This is a genomic window from Streptomyces hilarionis (genome assembly GCF_024539675.1).
Taxonomy (GTDB): domain Bacteria; phylum Actinomycetota; class Actinomycetes; order Streptomycetales; family Streptomycetaceae; genus Streptomyces; species Streptomyces hilarionis.
The window spans coordinates 1-16566 of sequence record NZ_JAHHIT010000189.1 but is presented as its reverse complement, the minus strand read 5'-3'; the positions used below and the strand labels follow the sequence as shown (position 1 = coordinate 16566).

The following is a 16566-nucleotide window of genomic DNA, read 5'->3' as shown; positions in this document are numbered from 1 at the left end:
TCGACGTGCACGACGTCGTAGGGGGCGATGCGCCGGCCGATCGCCGTGGTGCTGGTGTCACGCGGCGTCGACGCGCTGGAGATGATCTCGGGCAGGCCCGCCACGTTGTAGCTGAGCACGGTGAAGCGGCCCGAGTCCCCGGCCGTCACGGCCGCCGCGGCGGCGGTGGCCGTGGCGGCGGTCGTGCTCGCGGTGGCGGTCGGGCTCGTGGGGGTGGCTGCGGCCGCCGTGGGGAGGGCGGCGAGGGCGAGCCCGCCGAGGGCGGCGGCGGCGCCCAGGCAGGCGAGAGGTCTGCGCATGCGGGGGTGTCTCCTGGGGAGTGGGGAGTGAAAGCGGTTGCCAGGGAAGCGAATCCGAAGTTACCGCCGGTTACCCCACTTGTCGTGCCCCCGGCAAAACTTTCCGCGCGCTCTTGTCCGTCCCGTGGGCGCGGCGTCGGCGCTCGTTTCCGTGCCGTTCGCCCCGCGGGCCGGCGGACGCGGCGGCCGACGGGCGCTCGGGCTCGCGGGCGCGCGGTCGGCCGACGGACGCGCGGTCTCGCGCGGGGAGGGAGACCTGGCGACCGCCACCCGCGCCACCCCCGCCGCCCACCCCTCGGGCTAGCGGGTCGGGCCGGGGCCCGGCCCGACGACGGGAGAGGAGCCGCCGCCCCGACGTCCGCCTCCGGCGCCCCCGTCCGAGCCGTCGTCCCCGCGATCCGAGGCCGGCCACACGTAGGGCAGGTCGTCCGGCACATCGGGGAAGAGCGGGATGTAGACGTCCGGGTCCTTGCGCACCAGCGCCGAGCGGTGACTGCGGTGGAAGACGTCCTCGCCGAGCCACGGGGGCAGTTCCCCTGCGTCGGCCAGCCGGGCCTGGTCCCGGGCCGGCGCGCCCGGGGTCGCGGTGGGCGGCAGAGGACGGGACGCCGTGAAGTCCGCGACCAGCGTGGCCGCGCAGGTGTCCTGGTGGCCCAGGTCGCACCACGCCCGGCAGATCTCCAGCCCGTACCGGACCAGCGCCTCCTCGTACCCCGCCCACATGCGCACGGCCGGATGCCTGCGCCATCCGTACCCGGGCCGGACGAGACCGCGCAGCACCTGGATCGCCTCGACCCGCTGCTTCCCCAGCCGCCGCCGGTCCAGAACGAGCGCCGAGGCCCTGAAATCGGGGTAGGGCAGGAAGGTCTGCATACCGCCGCACCTTTCCGAGCCTGCCGGCGTCTCAGAGCCTGTCGGCGTCCTCTTCCCTGACCGGACCCGGAACCCGTCGGCGTCCTCCGCGGGTCAGAGGGTGGTGCCGGGGTCTCCGGGGCGGATGCGTCCGCGCCAGCCGCCGGTCCCGCCGCCGCGGCCCTCGACGTAGTCCTTGAAGCGGTGGAGGTCGCCCTTGACCCGGCGGTCGATCATGCCGAGCAGGTCGGCGCCCTTCTCGGCCATCCCGGAGGGCTCGACGTCCATCACGAGCTCCACCCGGGTGTGGGTGTCGTCCAGTCGCTCGAACCTGACCGATCCCCGCTGCTGCGTCTCGCCGCCGACGACCCGCCAGGTGATGCGGTCGTCCGGCAGCTGGTCGACGATCTCGGTGTCGAACTCGCGCCGCACCCCGCCGATCCTGGTGGTCCAGTGGTTGTGCCGCTCGTCGAGCTGGCGCACCTCCTCGACACCCTCCATGAAGTTCGGGAACTCCTCGAACTGCGTCCACTGGTCGTAGGCCGTGCGGACCGGCACCTCGACGTCCACCGCGTCCTTCACCGTGCTCATGCGGACCTCCCGGTCGCTGGTCGTGTCTCTGCCTGTCGTGCTGTCGTGCTGTCGTGCTGCCGCGCCGCCGCGTCTCGGCGCCCGCGGCCGTCGCGCCGTCGCCGGGTACCCGCGCGGGCCGGCCCGAAGACCCGCACGGACGAACAGACTCCGGACAGCGAAAAAAGTCCTGTTTGCCGGAAATCTGCGTATGGGCCGCGCCGGGCCGGATACCCGGACGGCATGACACGGACACTGAAGCGGCGCGGGTGGCACGGACGCCACGAGGGGCGCGACGCCGCCGCGCACGAGGACGAGACGGTGCGGGCCGCGGTCGCCGAAGGGCCCGGGCGCGAGGAACGGGACGCCGGCGAGGGCCGGAGCGGCCACGACCGGGGCGGCGAAGGCCGGGGCGAAGGGGACGCGGTCTCCGCCGGTCCGGACGAGCGGGTGGAGCGGCGCGCGCCGGACAGCCCGGCCGACCTGCCCCGGCGGTCGTGGTCGGCGGTACTCAAAGGCACGCTGAAGGAGTTCAAGAAGGACGAGCTGAGCGACCGGGCCGCGGCCCTGACCTACTACTCGATCCTGGCGTTGTTCCCCGCGCTGCTGGCGCTGGTGTCGCTGCTGGGCGTCGTCGGTCATTCGGCGACGCAGACGGTCCTGGACAACATCCAGAAGCTGGCGCCGGGTCCCGCGCAGGACGTCCTGCGCAGCGCCGTGCGGCAGATGGAGGGCAGGGGCGGCATCGGCTCGGTCATGGCGGTCGTCGGCCTGGTGCTGGCGGTGTGGTCGGCCTCCGGGTACGTCGCCGCGTTCATCCGCAGCGCCAACGCCGTCTACGACGTCCCCGAGGGCCGTCCGGTGTGGAAGGTGCTGCCGGTGCGGGTCGGGGTGACCGTGGCCCTGATGATCATGGCCGTGGTCAGCGCGCTGATCGTCGTCTTCACCGGCGGCCTCGCCCGCCAGGCGGGCACGGCGCTGGGAGTCGGCGACGCGGGCCTGACGGCCTGGTCGATCGCCAAGTGGCCGGTGCTGGTGGTGCTGGTCACCGCCATGATCGGACTGCTCTACTGGGCGACGCCGAACGCCAGGGTGCGCGGCTTCCGCTGGATCACCCCGGGCAGCTTCCTCGCCCTGCTGATCTGGATGGTCGCCTCCGCCGGGTTCGCGCTGTACGTGGCGAACTTCGGGTCGTACAACAAGACCTACGGAGCCCTGGCCGGCGTGATCGTCTTCCTGGTGTGGTTGTGGATCACGAACCTGGCGATCCTCCTGGGCCTGGAGTTCGACGCGGAGATGGTGCGCCAGCGCGCCGTCGCGGGCGGCCACCCGGCCGACGACGAGCCCTACGTCCAGCCGCGCGACACCCGCGCGTGGGACGAGGAGGACCGCCGACGCCTGGGGACGTGAGCCCGGGCGGGACACCTTTCGGTGACGGCGGCCGGACGCGCGGTAGGGCGGGGCCGTCCGGGGTACCGGGGTGTCCGACCGGCAGGAACGCCGAACCGGCGGCCCGCCCGCCCGGAAGGAACACCGTGAGCGCTCACCCCCCTCTCGCCCTCGCGGCGGCGACCCTCGTCGCCTTCGTGCTGCTGCTGCGCTGGGGAGCGACGCACCGCTCCGGGCCGGGCCGTCACCGCGACGGGGTCGGGGGACCGCACCGGCCGGGGAGCCGCGCCGGTGACGTCGGCGCGGCCGTCGCATCCCCCGGACCCGGTGACCGGGTCGGCTCCGCGCCTCCCGTCGCCCGGGCGGCCGTCGGCCGCGGGGCGCCCGCGCCGGGCGACGCCGAGCGGCGTCCCGTCACCCACCGGGAGCGTCCGCGTTCCTTCCACCCGCACGTCCGCGAGACCGCGGCCCGCGACACCACGGTCGGCGCGCGCTAGCTGTATCGACCACGAGCGTCGTCGACGGGGGCCGGACGGGCGGGGGCGGGCGCCGAGCGCTCTCCCGTGCGCGCGGCTACAGGTAGTCCTCCAGGCGGGCGACCGTGTAGCCCTGTTCCTGGATGTGGCGCAGCAGGTTGGCCGTCATCTCCGTCATGGTGGTGCCCTTGAGCTCGGACGGTCCGCGGAAGTGGGCCAGGATGATGTCGCCCGGGTGGAGCTTCTTGTCGCCGCGCTGGTACTGCATGTTCGTGATCTGCATGGACTCGCGCCACAGGACGATGCTCTCCATGCCGCAGGCCGCCGCGGCCGCCCGGGTGTCCTCGTTGTAGTTGCCGTACGGCGGACGGAACAGCCGGGGCGCGGAGCCGTAGTGCTCCTTGAGCTTCTGCTGCTGGCCGCAGATCTCGTGCTTCTGGGCGGCCGCGCCCAGGGTGCGCAGGTTCGGATGCGTCAGCGTGTGGTTCTGCACCCCGGCGCCGAGGGCCTGGAGCGGCTTGAAGTACCCGTAGTCGGCGCTGATCGCGGCGTCCGTGAGGAACATCGTGAAGGGAATCCTCAGCTCGCGCATCATCGTGACGAACCGCGGGTCCTTCTCCGCGCCGTCGTCGAACGTGAGGAAGACGATCTTCCGCGTGGTGGGTATCTCGCTGATCACCGGGACCTGGCCGCCGGCGGCCTTGCGCCCCGCCGGTTTCGTCGCGGGCGGGGCGGGCGGCGTGGCCAGCGGCTTGAGACCCCACTTGCGGTACGCGGCCCGCACGGCCTCCTGCGCCGCCGCGCCCCCCTCGCCCCGCGCGGCCCGGGTGGGCGAGGCGGAGCCGTCCGGCGTGGCGGAGCCGGAGCCCGAGGCCGCGGAGGATCCGGCCGTGCAGCCCGCGGCCAGTCCCGCCGCGAGAAGGAGACAGGCCGTCGCCGCCGTCTTGATCCGCCTGTCCACCGCGCCCCGCCCCGAGTCGTCCGAACACCAGTCTGTCCGACATGCTTGACGCCGAACTGATGTCCGGGGTTCCACACTCTGGCCTGCGGGTTCACCCCCGGGACCACCGCCACCCGAGTGATGTGTCCTTCGTCTCGGCACCGGATGCCGCCCGGTTCGAGAACGCCCTGGCCGGGGGCGGCGGGACAGGCGCGAACACGGCATCAGGGCAGGTCACAGCCTCGCGACGCCCGCGGCCACCGAGAAGGCAGGAGTCCCGGCAGGGGAATATCTACGTCCGCGGCAGGAGAAATAGTCGTCGCGCGCGACGGGTATTCCCCGGACCGGAAGTCGGTCGGAATTATTTTTCGCCCCGGCAGAATGACGCCGTGCTAGTGTCGAGACCAGTTGCAGTTGTGGTTGCCTTGAGGTTTTCCGACGGGTTGATCATCACGGCGACCGGAGTTGGCACAGGGCGAACTCCGAGCACCGTCCCGAAGGAGACAGTTATGGCTACCGGCACTGTGAAGTGGTTCAACGCGGAAAAGGGCTTCGGCTTCATCGAGCAGGACGGCGGCGGCGCCGACGTCTTCGCCCACTACTCGAACATCGCCGCCCAGGGCTTCCGTGAGCTCCAGGAAGGCCAGAAGGTGTCGTTCGACATCGCGCAGGGCCAGAAGGGCCCGACGGCCGAGAACATCGTCCCCGCCTGACACAGGCGCGCTGACGCATACTTCTGCAGCTGGGGCCCGCACCTTGGGGTGCGGGCCCCGGCTGTTGCATTTCCGGGTGTTTTCCCTCCCCGTCCGCCGGTACTCCGGCCCCCGTTTTTCGGCTCGTTCCCGCGATTTTCTGCGCTGTTCAACTCGCTGCGGAATTCCTTGGCACGCGCCCGTATCAAGGAAGGTTTCTTCATGAACCGTGCGCAGAAAACTCGCACTTATGACCGTTTCGGAAGCTCGAACGGCGGTCGTTCCGGCGGCTCCCGCCGCTCCTCCGGCTCCGGCCGCCGGCCGTCCGCGCCGCAGGGCGAATTCGCCCTGCCGAAGACGGTCACCCCCTCGCTGCCCGCCGTCGAGTCCTTCGCCGACCTCGCCCTGCCGGCCCCGCTGCTGGCCGCGCTCGGCCAGCAGGGCGTGAGCGTGCCGTTCCCGATCCAGGCGGCGACCCTGCCGAACTCGCTGGCCGGCCGCGACGTGCTCGGCCGCGGCCGCACCGGCTCGGGCAAGACCCTCGCCTTCGGCCTCGCGGCACTGGCCCGCACCGAGGGCCGGCGCGCCGAGCCCCGGCGGCCGCTCGCGCTCGTCCTCGTACCGACCCGCGAGCTCGCCCAGCAGGTCACCGACGCGCTGACCCCGTACGCCCGCTCCGTGCGGCTGCGACTGGCCACCGTGGTCGGCGGGATGCCGATCGGCAGGCAGGCCTCCGCGCTGCGCAACGGGTCCGAGATCGTCGTGGCGACGCCGGGACGACTCAAGGACCTCATCGACCGCGGCGACTGCGTCCTCGACGACGTCGCCGTCACCGTCCTCGACGAGGCCGACCAGATGGCCGACATGGGCTTCATGCCCCAGGTCACCGCGCTGCTCGACCAGGTGCGCCCCGACGGGCAGCGGATGCTGTTCTCCGCCACCCTGGACCGCAACGTCGACCTGCTCGTCCGCCGCTACCTCAGCGACCCGGTGGTGCACTCCGTCGACCCGTCGGCCGGCGCGGTCACCACGATGGAGCACCACGTGCTCCATGTGCACGACGCCGACAAGCACCGCACCACCACCGAGATCGCGGCCCGCGACGGCCGGGTGATCATGTTCCTGGACACCAAGCACGCGGTGGACCGGCTGACCACGCACCTGCTCAACAGCGGCGTGCGCGCGGCCGGCCTGCACGGCGGGAAGTCCCAGCCGCAGCGCACCCGCACCCTGGCCCAGTTCAAGACCGGGCAGGTGACGGTGCTGGTGGCGACCAACGTCGCCGCGCGCGGCATCCACGTCGACAACCTCGACCTCGTCGTCAACGTCGACCCGCCGAGCGACCACAAGGACTACCTGCACCGCGGCGGCCGCACCGCCCGGGCCGGCGAGTCCGGCAGCGTCGTCACCCTGGTGACCCCCGCCCAGCGGCGCGGCATGACGCGGCTGATGGCCACGGCCGGCATCTCCCCCCAGGTCACCCCGGTGCGTGCGGGCGAGGCCGAGCTGAACCGCATCACGGGCGCCCAGGCTCCGTCCGGCATCCCGGTCGTCATCGCCGCGCCGCCGGCCGCGAAGCGCCCCCGGCGCACCGGGTCCGCCGCGTCGGCGTCGGGCTCGTCCACGGGCTACCGGGGACGGCGCGGCACGGGCCGGCCCGACCGGGAGCCGGCCCAGCGCGCCGGCAGGCGGCGCCCCGTCGCCGGCCCGGCGGCCTGAGGCGTCCCACCCCGCCCCCGACCGGCGCGCCGTACGCGCCGGTCGGGGGCGGTCGGCTTCATCCACTTCGGCAGGAGGCATCTTTGACACCGGTTCGCACGCGACAGCACCGGGCGGATTCCGCTCCCTCCACCAGGGTCCACGGCGTGGAGCCGTCCGGGCCCCGGGTCCTCGACGACATGACCGTCGAGGTGGCCCTCTCCCTGATGGCCGGCGCGGGAGTCGAGTACCTCGTCCTGTGCGACGGGGACGACCAGTACACGGGCGCCGTCAGCCGCGCCCGGCTCACCGCCTTCCGCGACTCCCCCGCGTACTCGGACCGGATCCGGCTGCGCGACGTCCCCGGAGCCCCGCCCGCCTGAGGCACGCCTCGCCGGCCGGACCGGCGTCCCGCGGCACCGCTCATGGACGTGCCGCGGGCGCGGGACGGGGCGGGGCGGGGCGGATCGCCGGGATCACCCCCTCTCGGCCGCGCCCGTTCCCCGGGTCCGGACCGCCCACGACACTTCGGGGTCCGCCGGGCGACGAGGTTTCCCCGGCGGCGGCGTCCTACCGGGTGACGGGCGCGCACGGCGCCCGATGCGAGGGGGGGTGGCGCAGGGTGAAGAGCCTGGAGAACAAGGTCGCGGTCGTCTACGGCGGAGCGGGATCGCTGGGCGCGGGCGTGGCGCGGGCCTACGCGGCGGCGGGGGCCCGGGTGTTCCTCGTCGGCCGCACGGAGGAGACGCTGCGCAAGGCCGCCGCCGGGACGGGCGCGGAGTACGACGTGCTGGACGCACGGGACGAGCACGCCGTCGAGGCCCACGCGACGTCCGTCGTCGAACGGGCGGGCCGGCTCGACGTCTCCTTCAACCTCGTGCCGCGCGGCGACCTCCAGGGCGTGCCGCTGACCGAGATGTCGGTCGAGGACTACACCCGGCCGGTCCTGCGGGGCCTCGCCTGCCAGTTCGTCACCGCCCGGGCGGCTGCCCGCCGGATGTCCGCGCAGGGGTCGGGCGTGATCCTCTCCCTGAACAGCGGGTCGGCCAACGGCACCCCGATGCTGGGCGGAACCGGCGCCGCCGACGGCGCGCTGGACGCGATGGTCCGCCAGTTCGCGCAGGAGGTCGGGCCGGCGGGCGTCCGTGTCTGCGGGATCTGGACCGCCGGCGTCGTCGACGCCCTGACCCCCGAGAAGCTGACGGCCGCGGGCGCGCCGGCCGCCGACGAGGCCGCGGTGGAGGGCATCCGCGCCCACCTGGACGGGATGCGGATGACGCGGCGTTCGCCGCGGATCGCGGACATCGCCGCGCTGGCCACGTTCCTCGCCTCCGACGCGGGCGTCGCCGTCACCGGCACCTGGGTCAACGCCACCGCCGGGATGTTCCCCAGCTGACCCGCCCCGTCGGCCGGCTGCGCGCCGGGCGGCCGGACGAGGGCGATCGGGCCCGTGGTCCGCGGGCCGGAGACCTCGGGCCGTGGTCCTCACCCCTCGAGCACGCGGTGCTACGCGGTTCTACGGGGTGAGGAGGACCTTGCCCGCGACCGTGCCGGACTCGGCCATGCGCAGGGCCCCGGCGACGTCGGCGAGCGGGTACCGGGCCGCGATCCGGGGGGTGACGTCGCCCCGCTCCAGCGCCGCGAAGAGCGCGGTGAGGTCCGCGCGCAGCCGGGCCCGGAAACGGTTCCCGGCCAGGGCGCGGCCCGCCCACACGTTGAAGAAGCAGGCGCGGCGGCGGTTGGGCAGCGCGTTCCACAGCCACAGCCGTCCGACGAGCTTGAGCACGGGCCACTGCTGGGAGCCCTCGTCGTCCCGGGTGGAGGCGGTCCCGTACGAGACGAGCGTGCCGCCGGGCGCGAGCAGCTTCCAGGAGTCGACGATGCCCCGGCCGCCGACGTGGTCGAAGACCGCGTCCACGCCCTCGGGGGCGAGTGCGCGGACGTGCGCGGCGACGTCCCCGGAGCGGTAGTCGACGGGGGTGACCCCCTGTTCCCGCAGGGCGTCGTGGTGGCGGGCCGACGCCGTGCCGATCACCCGCGCGCCGGCCGCCCGGGCGAGCTGGACGAGGATCGTCCCGACACCGCTGTTGGCGCCGTGCACCAGGACGGTCTGCCCGGCGCGGACCCGCGCCCTGCGGTGCAGCATCTGCCAGGCGGTGATGCCGTTGACGACCAGCGTCTCCGCCTCGCACGGGTCGATCCCGTCGGGCACCGGCACGGCGTCGGCCGCGTCCACGAGCACATGGCTGGCCCAGGCGCCGACCTTGACCAGGGCCGCCACCCGCCGGCCGGCCAGGTGGGCCGCGACGCCCTCGCCGGTCGCCTGGACCGTGCCGACCAGGTCGTAGCCGGGCACGAAGGGGAACGGCGGCTGGTCGTAGTACCGGCCGCGGCGCATCTGCTGCTCGGCGAAGGAGACCCCGGTCGCCTCCATCCGGACCAGGACCTGGCCGGGGCCCGGGACGGGGACGCGCCCGCGCCGGATCTTCAGGCCCTCGGGCTCGACCTTGCCCGGCAGGACGATCTCGACGAGTTCTTCGGCGGTGTGGTGCACGACGGCCTCCAGCGGTTCACGGCCACAGCCGGTTAGCTGTGCTTGTGTTCGTTAGAAGTTGTAACGCAACGCCGGAGTCAGTGTCAATAACCTTCGTGATAACGTCTAACTATCCTGAACGGGAAGGCGGCGGCACACCATGGCGGAGACGGGCACGACGACCCCGCGCGAGCGCTACCGGGCCCAGGTCCGCGCGGAGATCAAGCAGCGGGCGTGGGAACAGATCGCCACGGCGGGGGCGTCCGGGCTCTCCCTCAACGCGATCGCCAAGCAGATGGGGCTGAGCGGGCCGGCGCTGTACCGCTACTTCGCGGGGCGCGACGAGCTGATCACCGCGCTGATCAGGGACGCGTACCGCAGCCTCGCCGACGCCTTCCGCACGGCCGCGGCGCAGGGGACCGGCCTCGCCGGGCTGGCGCACACGCTGCGGGCCTGGGCGCTGGACGACCCCCAGCGGTACTTCCTCGTCTACGGCACCCCGGTCCCCGGCTACCACGCGCCCGACGACGTGACCGCCCTCGCGGCGGAGATCATGACCAGCCTGCTCGACGCGAGCGCAGGCGTCCCCTCCGACGACCCGGCCACCCCGTCCGAGGCCCCGGCCGCCCCCTCCGACGACCCGGCCGCCCCGTTCGCCGCCCGGCTCGAAGGCCTCGGCCCGCAGTGGGCGGACGGCCATCCCGCCCCGCCCGCCGCCCTGCGCCGGGCCCTCGCCTTCTGGACGCGGCTGCACGGCGTCCTGTCCCTGGAACTGGCGGGCCACTTCACCGGCATGGGCTTCGACCCCGCCCACCTCTTCGCGGCGGAGCTCACCACTTTGACCGCCGGGCCCACGAGCTGACGACGACGGGCCCGCGACACGCAGGCCGGACGAACGACGGCCGGGAACACCGGGGCCCGCGACGCGAGAGAGGCGGCGCACGCCGGCCGGGGGCCGGGGCACGCCGCCCTCGGGCGGAACGGTGGGGGACCTGCGGCTACTTCGGGTCGCGGCGGAACTGCGCGGTCGACCAGCGGTAGCCGAGGGCGGTCAGGCCGACGCACCAGGCGACCGCGAGCCACCCGTTGTGGCCGATCCCGGTGCCGAGCAGCAGCCCGCGCAGGGTCTCGATGGCGGGCGTGAACGGCTGGTACTCGGCGATCGGCCGGAACCAGCCCGGCATCGAGTCGGCCGGGATGAAGGCGCTGGAGATGAGCGGCAGGAGGATCAGCGGCTGGGCGCTGTTGGCGGCCGCCTCGGCGTTCGGGCTGGCCAGGCCCATCCCGACCGCGATCCAGGTGAGCGCCAGGGCGAACATCGTGAGCAGCCCGAACGCGGCCAGCCACTCCAGGGCGCCGGCGTCGGTGGAGCGGAAGCCGATGGCCACGGCGACCGCGCCGACGACGAGCACGCCGGCGACGCACTGGAGCACGCTGCCGACGACGTGCCCCACGAGCACCGACCCGCGGTGGATCGCCATGGTGCGGAAGCGGGCGATGATGCCCTCGTTCATGTCGGTGGCGACCGACACCGCGGTCCCGATCACCGTGCCGCCGACGGTCATCATCAGGATGCCCGGGACGATGTAGGCGACGTAGTCGGAGCGGTCGGCGCCGCCGATCCCCGCGCTCATCACGCCGCCGAAGATGTAGACGAAGAGCAGCAGCAGCATGACCGGCGTGAGCAGCAGGTTCAGGGTGAGGGAGGGGTAGCGCCGGGCGTGCAGGAGGTTGCGGCGCAGCATCGTCCGTGAGTCGCGGGCGGCGAGGGAGAACCGGGAGGGGCGGGCGGGAGCCAGGGGAGCGCTCATCGGACGGACTCCTTGGACTGGTGGGGAAGGCCGGCGCTGCCGGTCAGGGCGAAGAAGACGTTGTCGAGGTCGGGGGTGTGCACGGTCAGCTCGTCGGCCTCGATGCCGGCACGGTCCAGCCGGTCGAGGACGGAGCGCAGCTCGCGCTGGCTGCCGCCGCTGGGGATCTGCACCGTCAGGGCCTCGTCGTCGCCGATGGCGTCGGCCAGGGCGGAGAGGGCGTCGCGGTGGCGGGCGGGGTCGGAGAAGCGGAGCCGCACGTGTCCGCCGGGGACCAGCCGCTTGAGTTCCCCGGCGGTGCCCTCGGCGGCGATCCTGCCGTCGTTCAGCACCGCGATGCGGTCGGCGAGTTCGTCGGCCTCCTCGAGGTACTGCGTGGTGAGGAAGACCGTGACGCCGTCGGACACCAGCTCGCGGATGATCTGCCACATGGTGTGCCGGGAGCGGGGGTCCAGGCCGGTGGTGGGCTCGTCGAGGAAGATGATCCGCGGGCCGCCGACCAGGGTCATGGCGATGTCGAGGCGGCGCTTCATGCCGCCGGAGTAGGTGGAGGCGGGTTTCTTCGCGGCCTCCACCAGGTCGAAGCGCTCGAGCAGTCGGGCGGCGGCCCGCCGGCCCTCGTCGCGGGAGAGGTGGTGCAGGTCCGCCATGAGGAGCATGTTCTCCTCACCGGTGATCAGCCCGTCGACCGCGGAGAACTGGCCGGTGACGCCGATCGCGGCGCGGACCGCCTGCGGGTCGGCGGCGAGGTCGTGGCCGCCGACGCGGATCTCGCCGGAGGCGGGGTCGGGGGAGACGAGCGTGGAGAGGATCTTGACGGCGGTGGTCTTGCCGGCCCCGTTCGGGCCCAGCAGGGCGAAGATCGTCCCTTCCGGGACCGCCAGGTCGACCCCGTCGAGCACGGTCTTGTCACCGTAGGACTTGCGCAGCCCGTTCGCCGCGATGGCCAGGCCTTTCATGGGGTTCTTCTCCTTCGGGAACTGCGGATCGAGGCTGCGGGCCCGTGACGTCGGGCGCTGTGGGGCGGTGGTTCAGAGACTGCGGGCGGTGATGTCGCCGTAGGCGGTGGTCGCGTGGATGCTCAGGGCGGCGACGCCGTCGGCGTTGCGCAGCGCGTTGTGGACGCGGCCGAAGCCGGTGCCGGCGTCCAGGGCGGCGGAGACCCCGCGCGCGGCGCCGACCGAGATGCCGCCGGCCTCGGTGCGCAGCGTGACGGTGCCGCGCACGGCCTCGGCGACGCTGATGTCGCCCTTCTGGGTGCTGATCTCCGCGGGGCCGCCCAGCCGGCCGACCGTGATGTCGCCCGCCATGAGCACGAGGCGGGCGCTCGCGGTCTCGTCGAGCTTGACCGAGCCCTGCGCGCCCTCGAAGGCGACGTCGCCGAGCCGTCCGACGCCCCGGAGCTCGCCGCTCGCCGTCCTGGCCTCGACGTGGGAGCCGACGGGCAGCTGAACGGTCACCTCGACGGCCCCGGAGCTGCCGAGGATCCGGCTCTTCGCCGGAGCGGCCTCGATGCGCAGGACGCCGTCGGCGTAGTCCACCGTGATCCGCTCGGCCGCCTTGACGTCGCTGCCGTTCGAGGCGTTCGCGGGCAGGACCTCGACCGTGCTGTCGGACCGGTCGGCGGCGATGAACCGGATGCGTCCGGCGGGGACGTCGAGGACGGCGGACACCGGGGCGGGGGTGGCGAACTTCTGCATCGTTCTCTCCTCTGACGACTGACTGTTTCCGACAGAGGAAAAGCTACGTTGCGTTCACCGATCTCTCAATACTGTTGTTGCATCCAAAGCACATATGGCCAGCTCAACAAGCCTATTTCATTGCAACGGTCCAGAATTTAACGCAACGAAGCACCCCCTCACGTTGCAATGAAATGGAAGCGAACGCTATGCTGGACACCAGCACGGAGCGGGAAACGGCACCATGGAGGAGATCGCGATGCCGGGAGGCAGGCTCACCCAGCAGGAACGCCAGCAGATCGCGCTGGGACTGGCCGACGGCCTCGCCTACGCGGAGATCGCCAGGCGTCTCGACCGGCCGACCTCGACGATCACGCGCGAGGTGATGCGCAACGGCGGCCCCGCCTCCTACCGCGCCGACCTGGCCCACCGCGCCACCGAGCGCCGCACCCACCGGCGCCGGCCCGCCGCGCCCCGGGGAGCGCAGGCGCCCCCGCAGGCGCACGGGCGCGACCCGGAGGCCATGCGCGAGTACGAGGAGCTCTTCACCACCGTCCTCATAGGATCCGGCACGCCCGCGATGATGGCCCGGGTCCTGACCTGCCTCACCCTCACCGACTCGGGCAGCCTCACCGCGGCCGAACTCGTCCAGCGCCTCCAGGTCAGCCCGGCGTCGATCTCCAAGGCGGTCGCGTTCCTGGAGAGCCAGGGCCTGGTGCGCCGAGAACGCGACGAACGCCGTCGCGAGCGCTACGTCGTCGACGACGACGTCTGGTACCAGTCGATGATCGCCTCCGCCCGGGCCCTGCTCCAGGTCATCGCGATCGCCCGGCAGGGCGTCGGCGTCCTCGGCCCGGGCACGCCGGCCGCCACCCGCCTGGAGAACGTCGCCCGCTTCCTCGACTTCGTCAGCGAGAGCACCACCCGCGCGGCGGAGCAGGCCCGCGCGATCCTCTCCACACCGCCGCGGCCCGCGACGCCCGAGCCCGCCACGCCCCGAGCCACGGCGCCCGAATCCACTGCGTCCGGCTCCCCGGCGGTCCCGCCGCCCTCCGCCTGACCCGCCGAGGGCCCGGGTCGCGTGACCCGGGCCCTCGCCGCCGCCGGTGCGTCAGTCGTGCCCGCGCCCGGCGGTCACAGCGTCACCTGCCTGCCCCCCAGGGTCACCACGAGACGGCCGTCCGAGGCGAAGGACCAGCCGAGGGCCCCCGAGTAGGAGGCGCAGCGCGAGCCGTTGGCGCCGGTCCAGAACTGGTTGGTGGCGTCGGCGTCACCGACGGTCTTGTCGTTCGAGCCGGTCACGCCGAACCGGCACGAGGTGTTGCCGCGGAACACCGACGTCCCCGCGTCCCACGAGTAGTTGCGCTGGGCGTTGTCGATGCTGAGGTTGTTCGAGACGGCCATGGAGCCCGGGTTGCTGTTGTAGGTGAACCCGTGCTTGCCGTTGTGGAAGGCGATGCTGCGCCGGACGACGTGGTTCACCGCGATGTCGTCGCCGCCGAGCTTGAAGCCGTTGCGGTCGCCGTTGGCGTTCACGGTGCCGTCGGAGAGGGTGCCGTTGCCGTAGGACAGCGAGTCCTCGACGGTCACCGGGCCGATCGGGCCGGTGTCCGTCTTGGTGTAGAGGTCCCAGCCGTCGTCGATGTTGTGGTGCGAGACGGCGTAGCGGAAGACGTTGCCGGCGCCGGTGGTGAGCTTGGCGGCGAAACCGTCGGCGTCCTCGCCGTCGGAGTCGGCGTTGTCGTGCGACTCGGCGCTCAGGACGAGGTTGTCGGACGGCCACTGGCTGCTCGGCGTGGTGGAGGCGATCCGGCCGAGCTGGAGTCCCGTGTCGCGGTTGTACGCCGTCACCGTGCGCTCGATGACGTTGTGGCTGCCGCCCACGTAGATCCCGTTGTCACCGGCGTGCTGCACGGCGAGGCCGTACACGTGCCAGTACGAGCCGAAGAGCTGAAGCCCCCGGTTCGCCGCGCTCTCGCTCTGCGCGGAGAAGTCGAGGACCGGCTTCTCGCCCGGGTAGGCGGACAGCGTGGTGCGGGCGGCGGCCGTGCCGTTGCTGGTCTGCGGGACGGTGACCGTGGAGGCGTAGGAGTACGTGCCGCCGCGCAGGTAGATCGTCCCGCCCGCGGAGACCCGGCTGATCGCCGAGGTCAGGGTGGTGGGCGCGGACTGGGTGCCGGCCGCGCCGTCGACGCCGGCCGGCGAGACGTAGATCGCGCCCCCGGCGGGCGGGGTGGTCCCGCCGTCGGTCGTCACCGCGTCGACGTAGTCGACGTTGGGCAGCCCGGCGGCCGTGGTCGGGGCGAGCCGGATCGTGTTGGCGCCGGCGTTCAGGGTGACGGTGAAGGTCTTGGTGACCCAGGTCGACCAGGCTCCGGTGGCCTCGAAGGACGGGGTCTGGACGGTGACGCCGTTGACGACCAGGGAGGCCGCGCGGGCGGCCGCGGTCCCGTTGGCGAAGCGGACGCTCAGGGCGGCCGTGCCTGCCGTGGCCGCGGTCACCGTGAACTGGGCATGGCCGCTGGTCGAGTTGGCGCCGTTGCAGAATCCGCTGCCGGAGTAGCCGGTCCAGTCGGAGTCGACGGTGCCGGTGCAGACCGCCGGGGAGGACTCCGCCTCGTAGCGGGTGGTGGCGGCCTGCGCCGTGGGGCCGGACAGGGCGACGAGCGCGCCGGACACCAGGCTGACGCACGCCATGACGGATCTCAGCTGCATGTTCATCTCCAGGAACGGGTCGCGTAGGGATCGGCCGAACTGGAAAGCGCTTTCTCCCGGAAGTTAGAGGGCTGATATGGACGCGTCAAGAGTCGCGTACTTGATTCCTGTTCATATGCATGGACACAGGATGCGGCGTTCCCAAGGCCCTCAAGGGATTCGCGCAGGAGCCTCACACAGACTGCACACCGTCTCGCGAACGACTCGTTAGCGTGACGGCCGTTCGATCCCACGTGCGAACGTGACCAGGTCGCGGCCCCGCACGGGGTGTCGGCACGTCAACTCAGGAAGACCGCAATGGACTACTGCTCCTCGTGCCGTCGACACCTCAACGGCGCCCTGGCGTGTCCCGGCTGCGGGGCCTACGCCCCGGACATCGCCCCGGTCACCACCCACGACCGCGTCGTCCCGGCCCGGGCCGCCCGGCCGATGTACACGACCACGTACGCGCATCCCATGCCGTGGCTGGAGCCCTCCCCCCGTACGGAGCCCACCGTCTCCCCCGGGGAACCGCCCCGCACCTCGCCCTCCGCCTCGTACGCGCCGTCGTCCGCACCGTCGTCCGCGCCGTCCTCCGAGCGGCCCGGCGGGCGGCCCGCCGACCCCTCGCCCCTCGCGGCCGCAGGGCCCGCCGACGCGCCCGCCGTGGAGCCGGCGCCGGCCGCGCCGCGGGGACGGGCCGCCCGGCGGCGGCAGCTGGCCCGCTGGAAGAAGCACCAGCGGCGGGCCGTCGTCGCGACCGCCGTCGCGCTCGTCGGAGGCGGGCTGACCGTCGCCGCGCTGGACCGCCAGGGCGGCGACCGGACGCAGGCGGCCGCCGCGCCGGAACTCCCCGCCGCGCCGGGCGGGGAGGAGCCCGCCTCCGACCGCACCCGCCCGACCGTGACCCGCTCCGACGCCCACCGGCCCACC

Annotated in this window: 18 protein-coding genes and 1 pseudogene; 10 read left to right on the top strand and 9 right to left on the bottom strand. The window is 73.3% G+C overall.

The features are described from left to right. Positions 1–299, bottom strand: a pseudogene (locus KMS84_RS33510) (hypothetical protein); the annotation flags it as partial. Positions 300–423: 124 nt separating this feature from the next. On the opposite strand from KMS84_RS33510, the gene KMS84_RS33505 reads away from it, so the two are divergent. Continuing rightward, a complete protein-coding gene (locus KMS84_RS33505) occupies positions 424–603 on the top strand; it encodes a hypothetical protein (protein ID WP_256920284.1) in 180 nt (59 codons plus the stop codon). Here the strand turns inward: KMS84_RS33505 and KMS84_RS33500 are convergent. Together KMS84_RS33500 and KMS84_RS33495 are read right to left on the bottom strand one after the other, a co-directional pair. Continuing rightward, complete coding sequence (locus tag KMS84_RS33500) at positions 600–1172, bottom strand: MSMEG_6728 family protein (RefSeq protein ID WP_256920283.1); 573 nt, start codon at positions 1170–1172, stop codon at positions 600–602. The genes KMS84_RS33505 and KMS84_RS33500 overlap by 4 nt on opposite strands. Positions 1173–1265: 93 nt before the next feature. Beyond that, entirely contained in the window at positions 1266–1742 is a 477-nt protein-coding gene (locus KMS84_RS33495; RefSeq protein WP_256920282.1) for an SRPBCC family protein, read from the bottom strand. A gap of 222 nt (positions 1743–1964) precedes the next feature. Between KMS84_RS33495 and KMS84_RS33490 the strand changes: the two genes are divergently transcribed. Together KMS84_RS33490 and KMS84_RS33485 are read left to right on the top strand one after the other, a co-directional pair. Further along, complete coding sequence (locus KMS84_RS33490; protein ID WP_256920281.1) at positions 1965–3131, top strand: YihY/virulence factor BrkB family protein; 1167 nt, start codon at positions 1965–1967, stop codon at positions 3129–3131. Positions 3132–3256: 125 nt separating this feature from the next. Then, positions 3257–3607 carry a hypothetical protein gene (locus tag KMS84_RS33485; protein WP_256920280.1) on the top strand — a complete coding sequence of 117 codons (351 nt, stop codon included), beginning with the start codon at positions 3257–3259 and terminating at the stop codon, positions 3605–3607. Positions 3608–3683: 76 nt separating this feature from the next. On the opposite strand, the gene KMS84_RS33480 is transcribed toward KMS84_RS33485, so the two are convergent. Further along, positions 3684–4547 (bottom strand): polysaccharide deacetylase family protein, encoded by an 864-nt coding sequence (locus KMS84_RS33480; protein ID WP_256920279.1) that lies wholly within the window; start codon positions 4545–4547, stop codon positions 3684–3686. A gap of 488 nt (positions 4548–5035) precedes the next feature. Between KMS84_RS33480 and KMS84_RS33475 the strand changes: the two genes are divergently transcribed. From KMS84_RS33475 to KMS84_RS33460, 4 genes are all read left to right on the top strand, one after another. Next, complete coding sequence (locus KMS84_RS33475; protein ID WP_030224351.1) at positions 5036–5239, top strand: cold-shock protein; 204 nt, start codon at positions 5036–5038, stop codon at positions 5237–5239. A 201-nt stretch (positions 5240–5440) separates the two neighbouring features. Then, positions 5441–6937, top strand: coding sequence for a DEAD/DEAH box helicase (locus KMS84_RS33470; RefSeq protein ID WP_256920278.1), 1497 nt, complete (start codon positions 5441–5443; stop codon positions 6935–6937). Positions 6938–7083: 146 nt separating this feature from the next. Beyond that, the gene (locus tag KMS84_RS33465) at positions 7084–7299 is read left to right on the top strand and encodes a CBS domain-containing protein (protein WP_438819016.1); all 216 of its coding nucleotides are present in this window, start codon (positions 7084–7086) and stop codon (positions 7297–7299) included. Positions 7300–7538: 239 nt separating this feature from the next. After that, entirely contained in the window at positions 7539–8312 is a 774-nt protein-coding gene (locus KMS84_RS33460) for an SDR family NAD(P)-dependent oxidoreductase (protein WP_256920277.1), read from the top strand. Between the two features lie 120 nt (positions 8313–8432). On the opposite strand, the gene KMS84_RS33455 is transcribed toward KMS84_RS33460, so the two are convergent. Next, positions 8433–9470 (bottom strand): medium chain dehydrogenase/reductase family protein, encoded by a 1038-nt coding sequence (locus KMS84_RS33455; protein ID WP_438819015.1) that lies wholly within the window; start codon positions 9468–9470, stop codon positions 8433–8435. 139 nt (positions 9471–9609) lie between these two features. Here KMS84_RS33455 and KMS84_RS33450 point away from each other — a divergent pair, with 139 nt between their 5' ends. Then, positions 9610–10311 (top strand): TetR/AcrR family transcriptional regulator, encoded by a 702-nt coding sequence (locus KMS84_RS33450; RefSeq protein ID WP_256920276.1) that lies wholly within the window; start codon positions 9610–9612, stop codon positions 10309–10311. 136 nt (positions 10312–10447) lie between these two features. Here the strand turns inward: KMS84_RS33450 and KMS84_RS33445 are convergent, their stop codons facing one another. The 3 genes from KMS84_RS33445 to KMS84_RS33435 all read right to left on the bottom strand — a co-directional run bounded on the left by KMS84_RS33445 (position 10448) and on the right by KMS84_RS33435 (position 12960). After that, positions 10448–11260 carry an ABC transporter permease gene (locus KMS84_RS33445; protein ID WP_256920275.1) on the bottom strand — a complete coding sequence of 271 codons (813 nt, stop codon included), beginning with the start codon at positions 11258–11260 and terminating at the stop codon, positions 10448–10450. Continuing rightward, positions 11257–12219 carry an ATP-binding cassette domain-containing protein gene (locus tag KMS84_RS33440; protein WP_256920274.1) on the bottom strand — a complete coding sequence of 321 codons (963 nt, stop codon included), beginning with the start codon at positions 12217–12219 and terminating at the stop codon, positions 11257–11259. Before KMS84_RS33440 ends, KMS84_RS33445 begins: the two co-directional genes overlap by 4 nt. A 72-nt stretch (positions 12220–12291) precedes the next feature. Further along, a complete protein-coding gene (locus KMS84_RS33435; protein WP_256920273.1) occupies positions 12292–12960 on the bottom strand; it encodes a DUF4097 family beta strand repeat-containing protein in 669 nt (222 codons plus the stop codon). 238 nt (positions 12961–13198) lie between these two features. Here KMS84_RS33435 and KMS84_RS33430 point away from each other — a divergent pair, with 238 nt between their 5' ends. Beyond that, positions 13199–13999: a GbsR/MarR family transcriptional regulator gene (locus KMS84_RS33430; RefSeq protein WP_256920285.1), complete on the top strand. Its 801-nt coding sequence runs from the start codon at positions 13199–13201 to the stop codon at positions 13997–13999. A 74-nt stretch (positions 14000–14073) separates the two neighbouring features. On the opposite strand, the gene KMS84_RS33425 is transcribed toward KMS84_RS33430, so the two are convergent. Next, on the bottom strand, positions 14074–15654 hold the full coding sequence (locus KMS84_RS33425; RefSeq protein ID WP_256920272.1) for a right-handed parallel beta-helix repeat-containing protein: 1581 nt from the start codon (positions 15652–15654) through the stop codon (positions 14074–14076). A gap of 297 nt (positions 15655–15951) precedes the next feature. On the opposite strand from KMS84_RS33425, the gene KMS84_RS33420 reads away from it, so the two are divergent. Continuing rightward, a partial coding sequence (locus tag KMS84_RS33420) for an SCO2400 family protein (RefSeq protein WP_438819014.1) occupies positions 15952–16566 on the top strand: 615 nt, incomplete at its 3' end.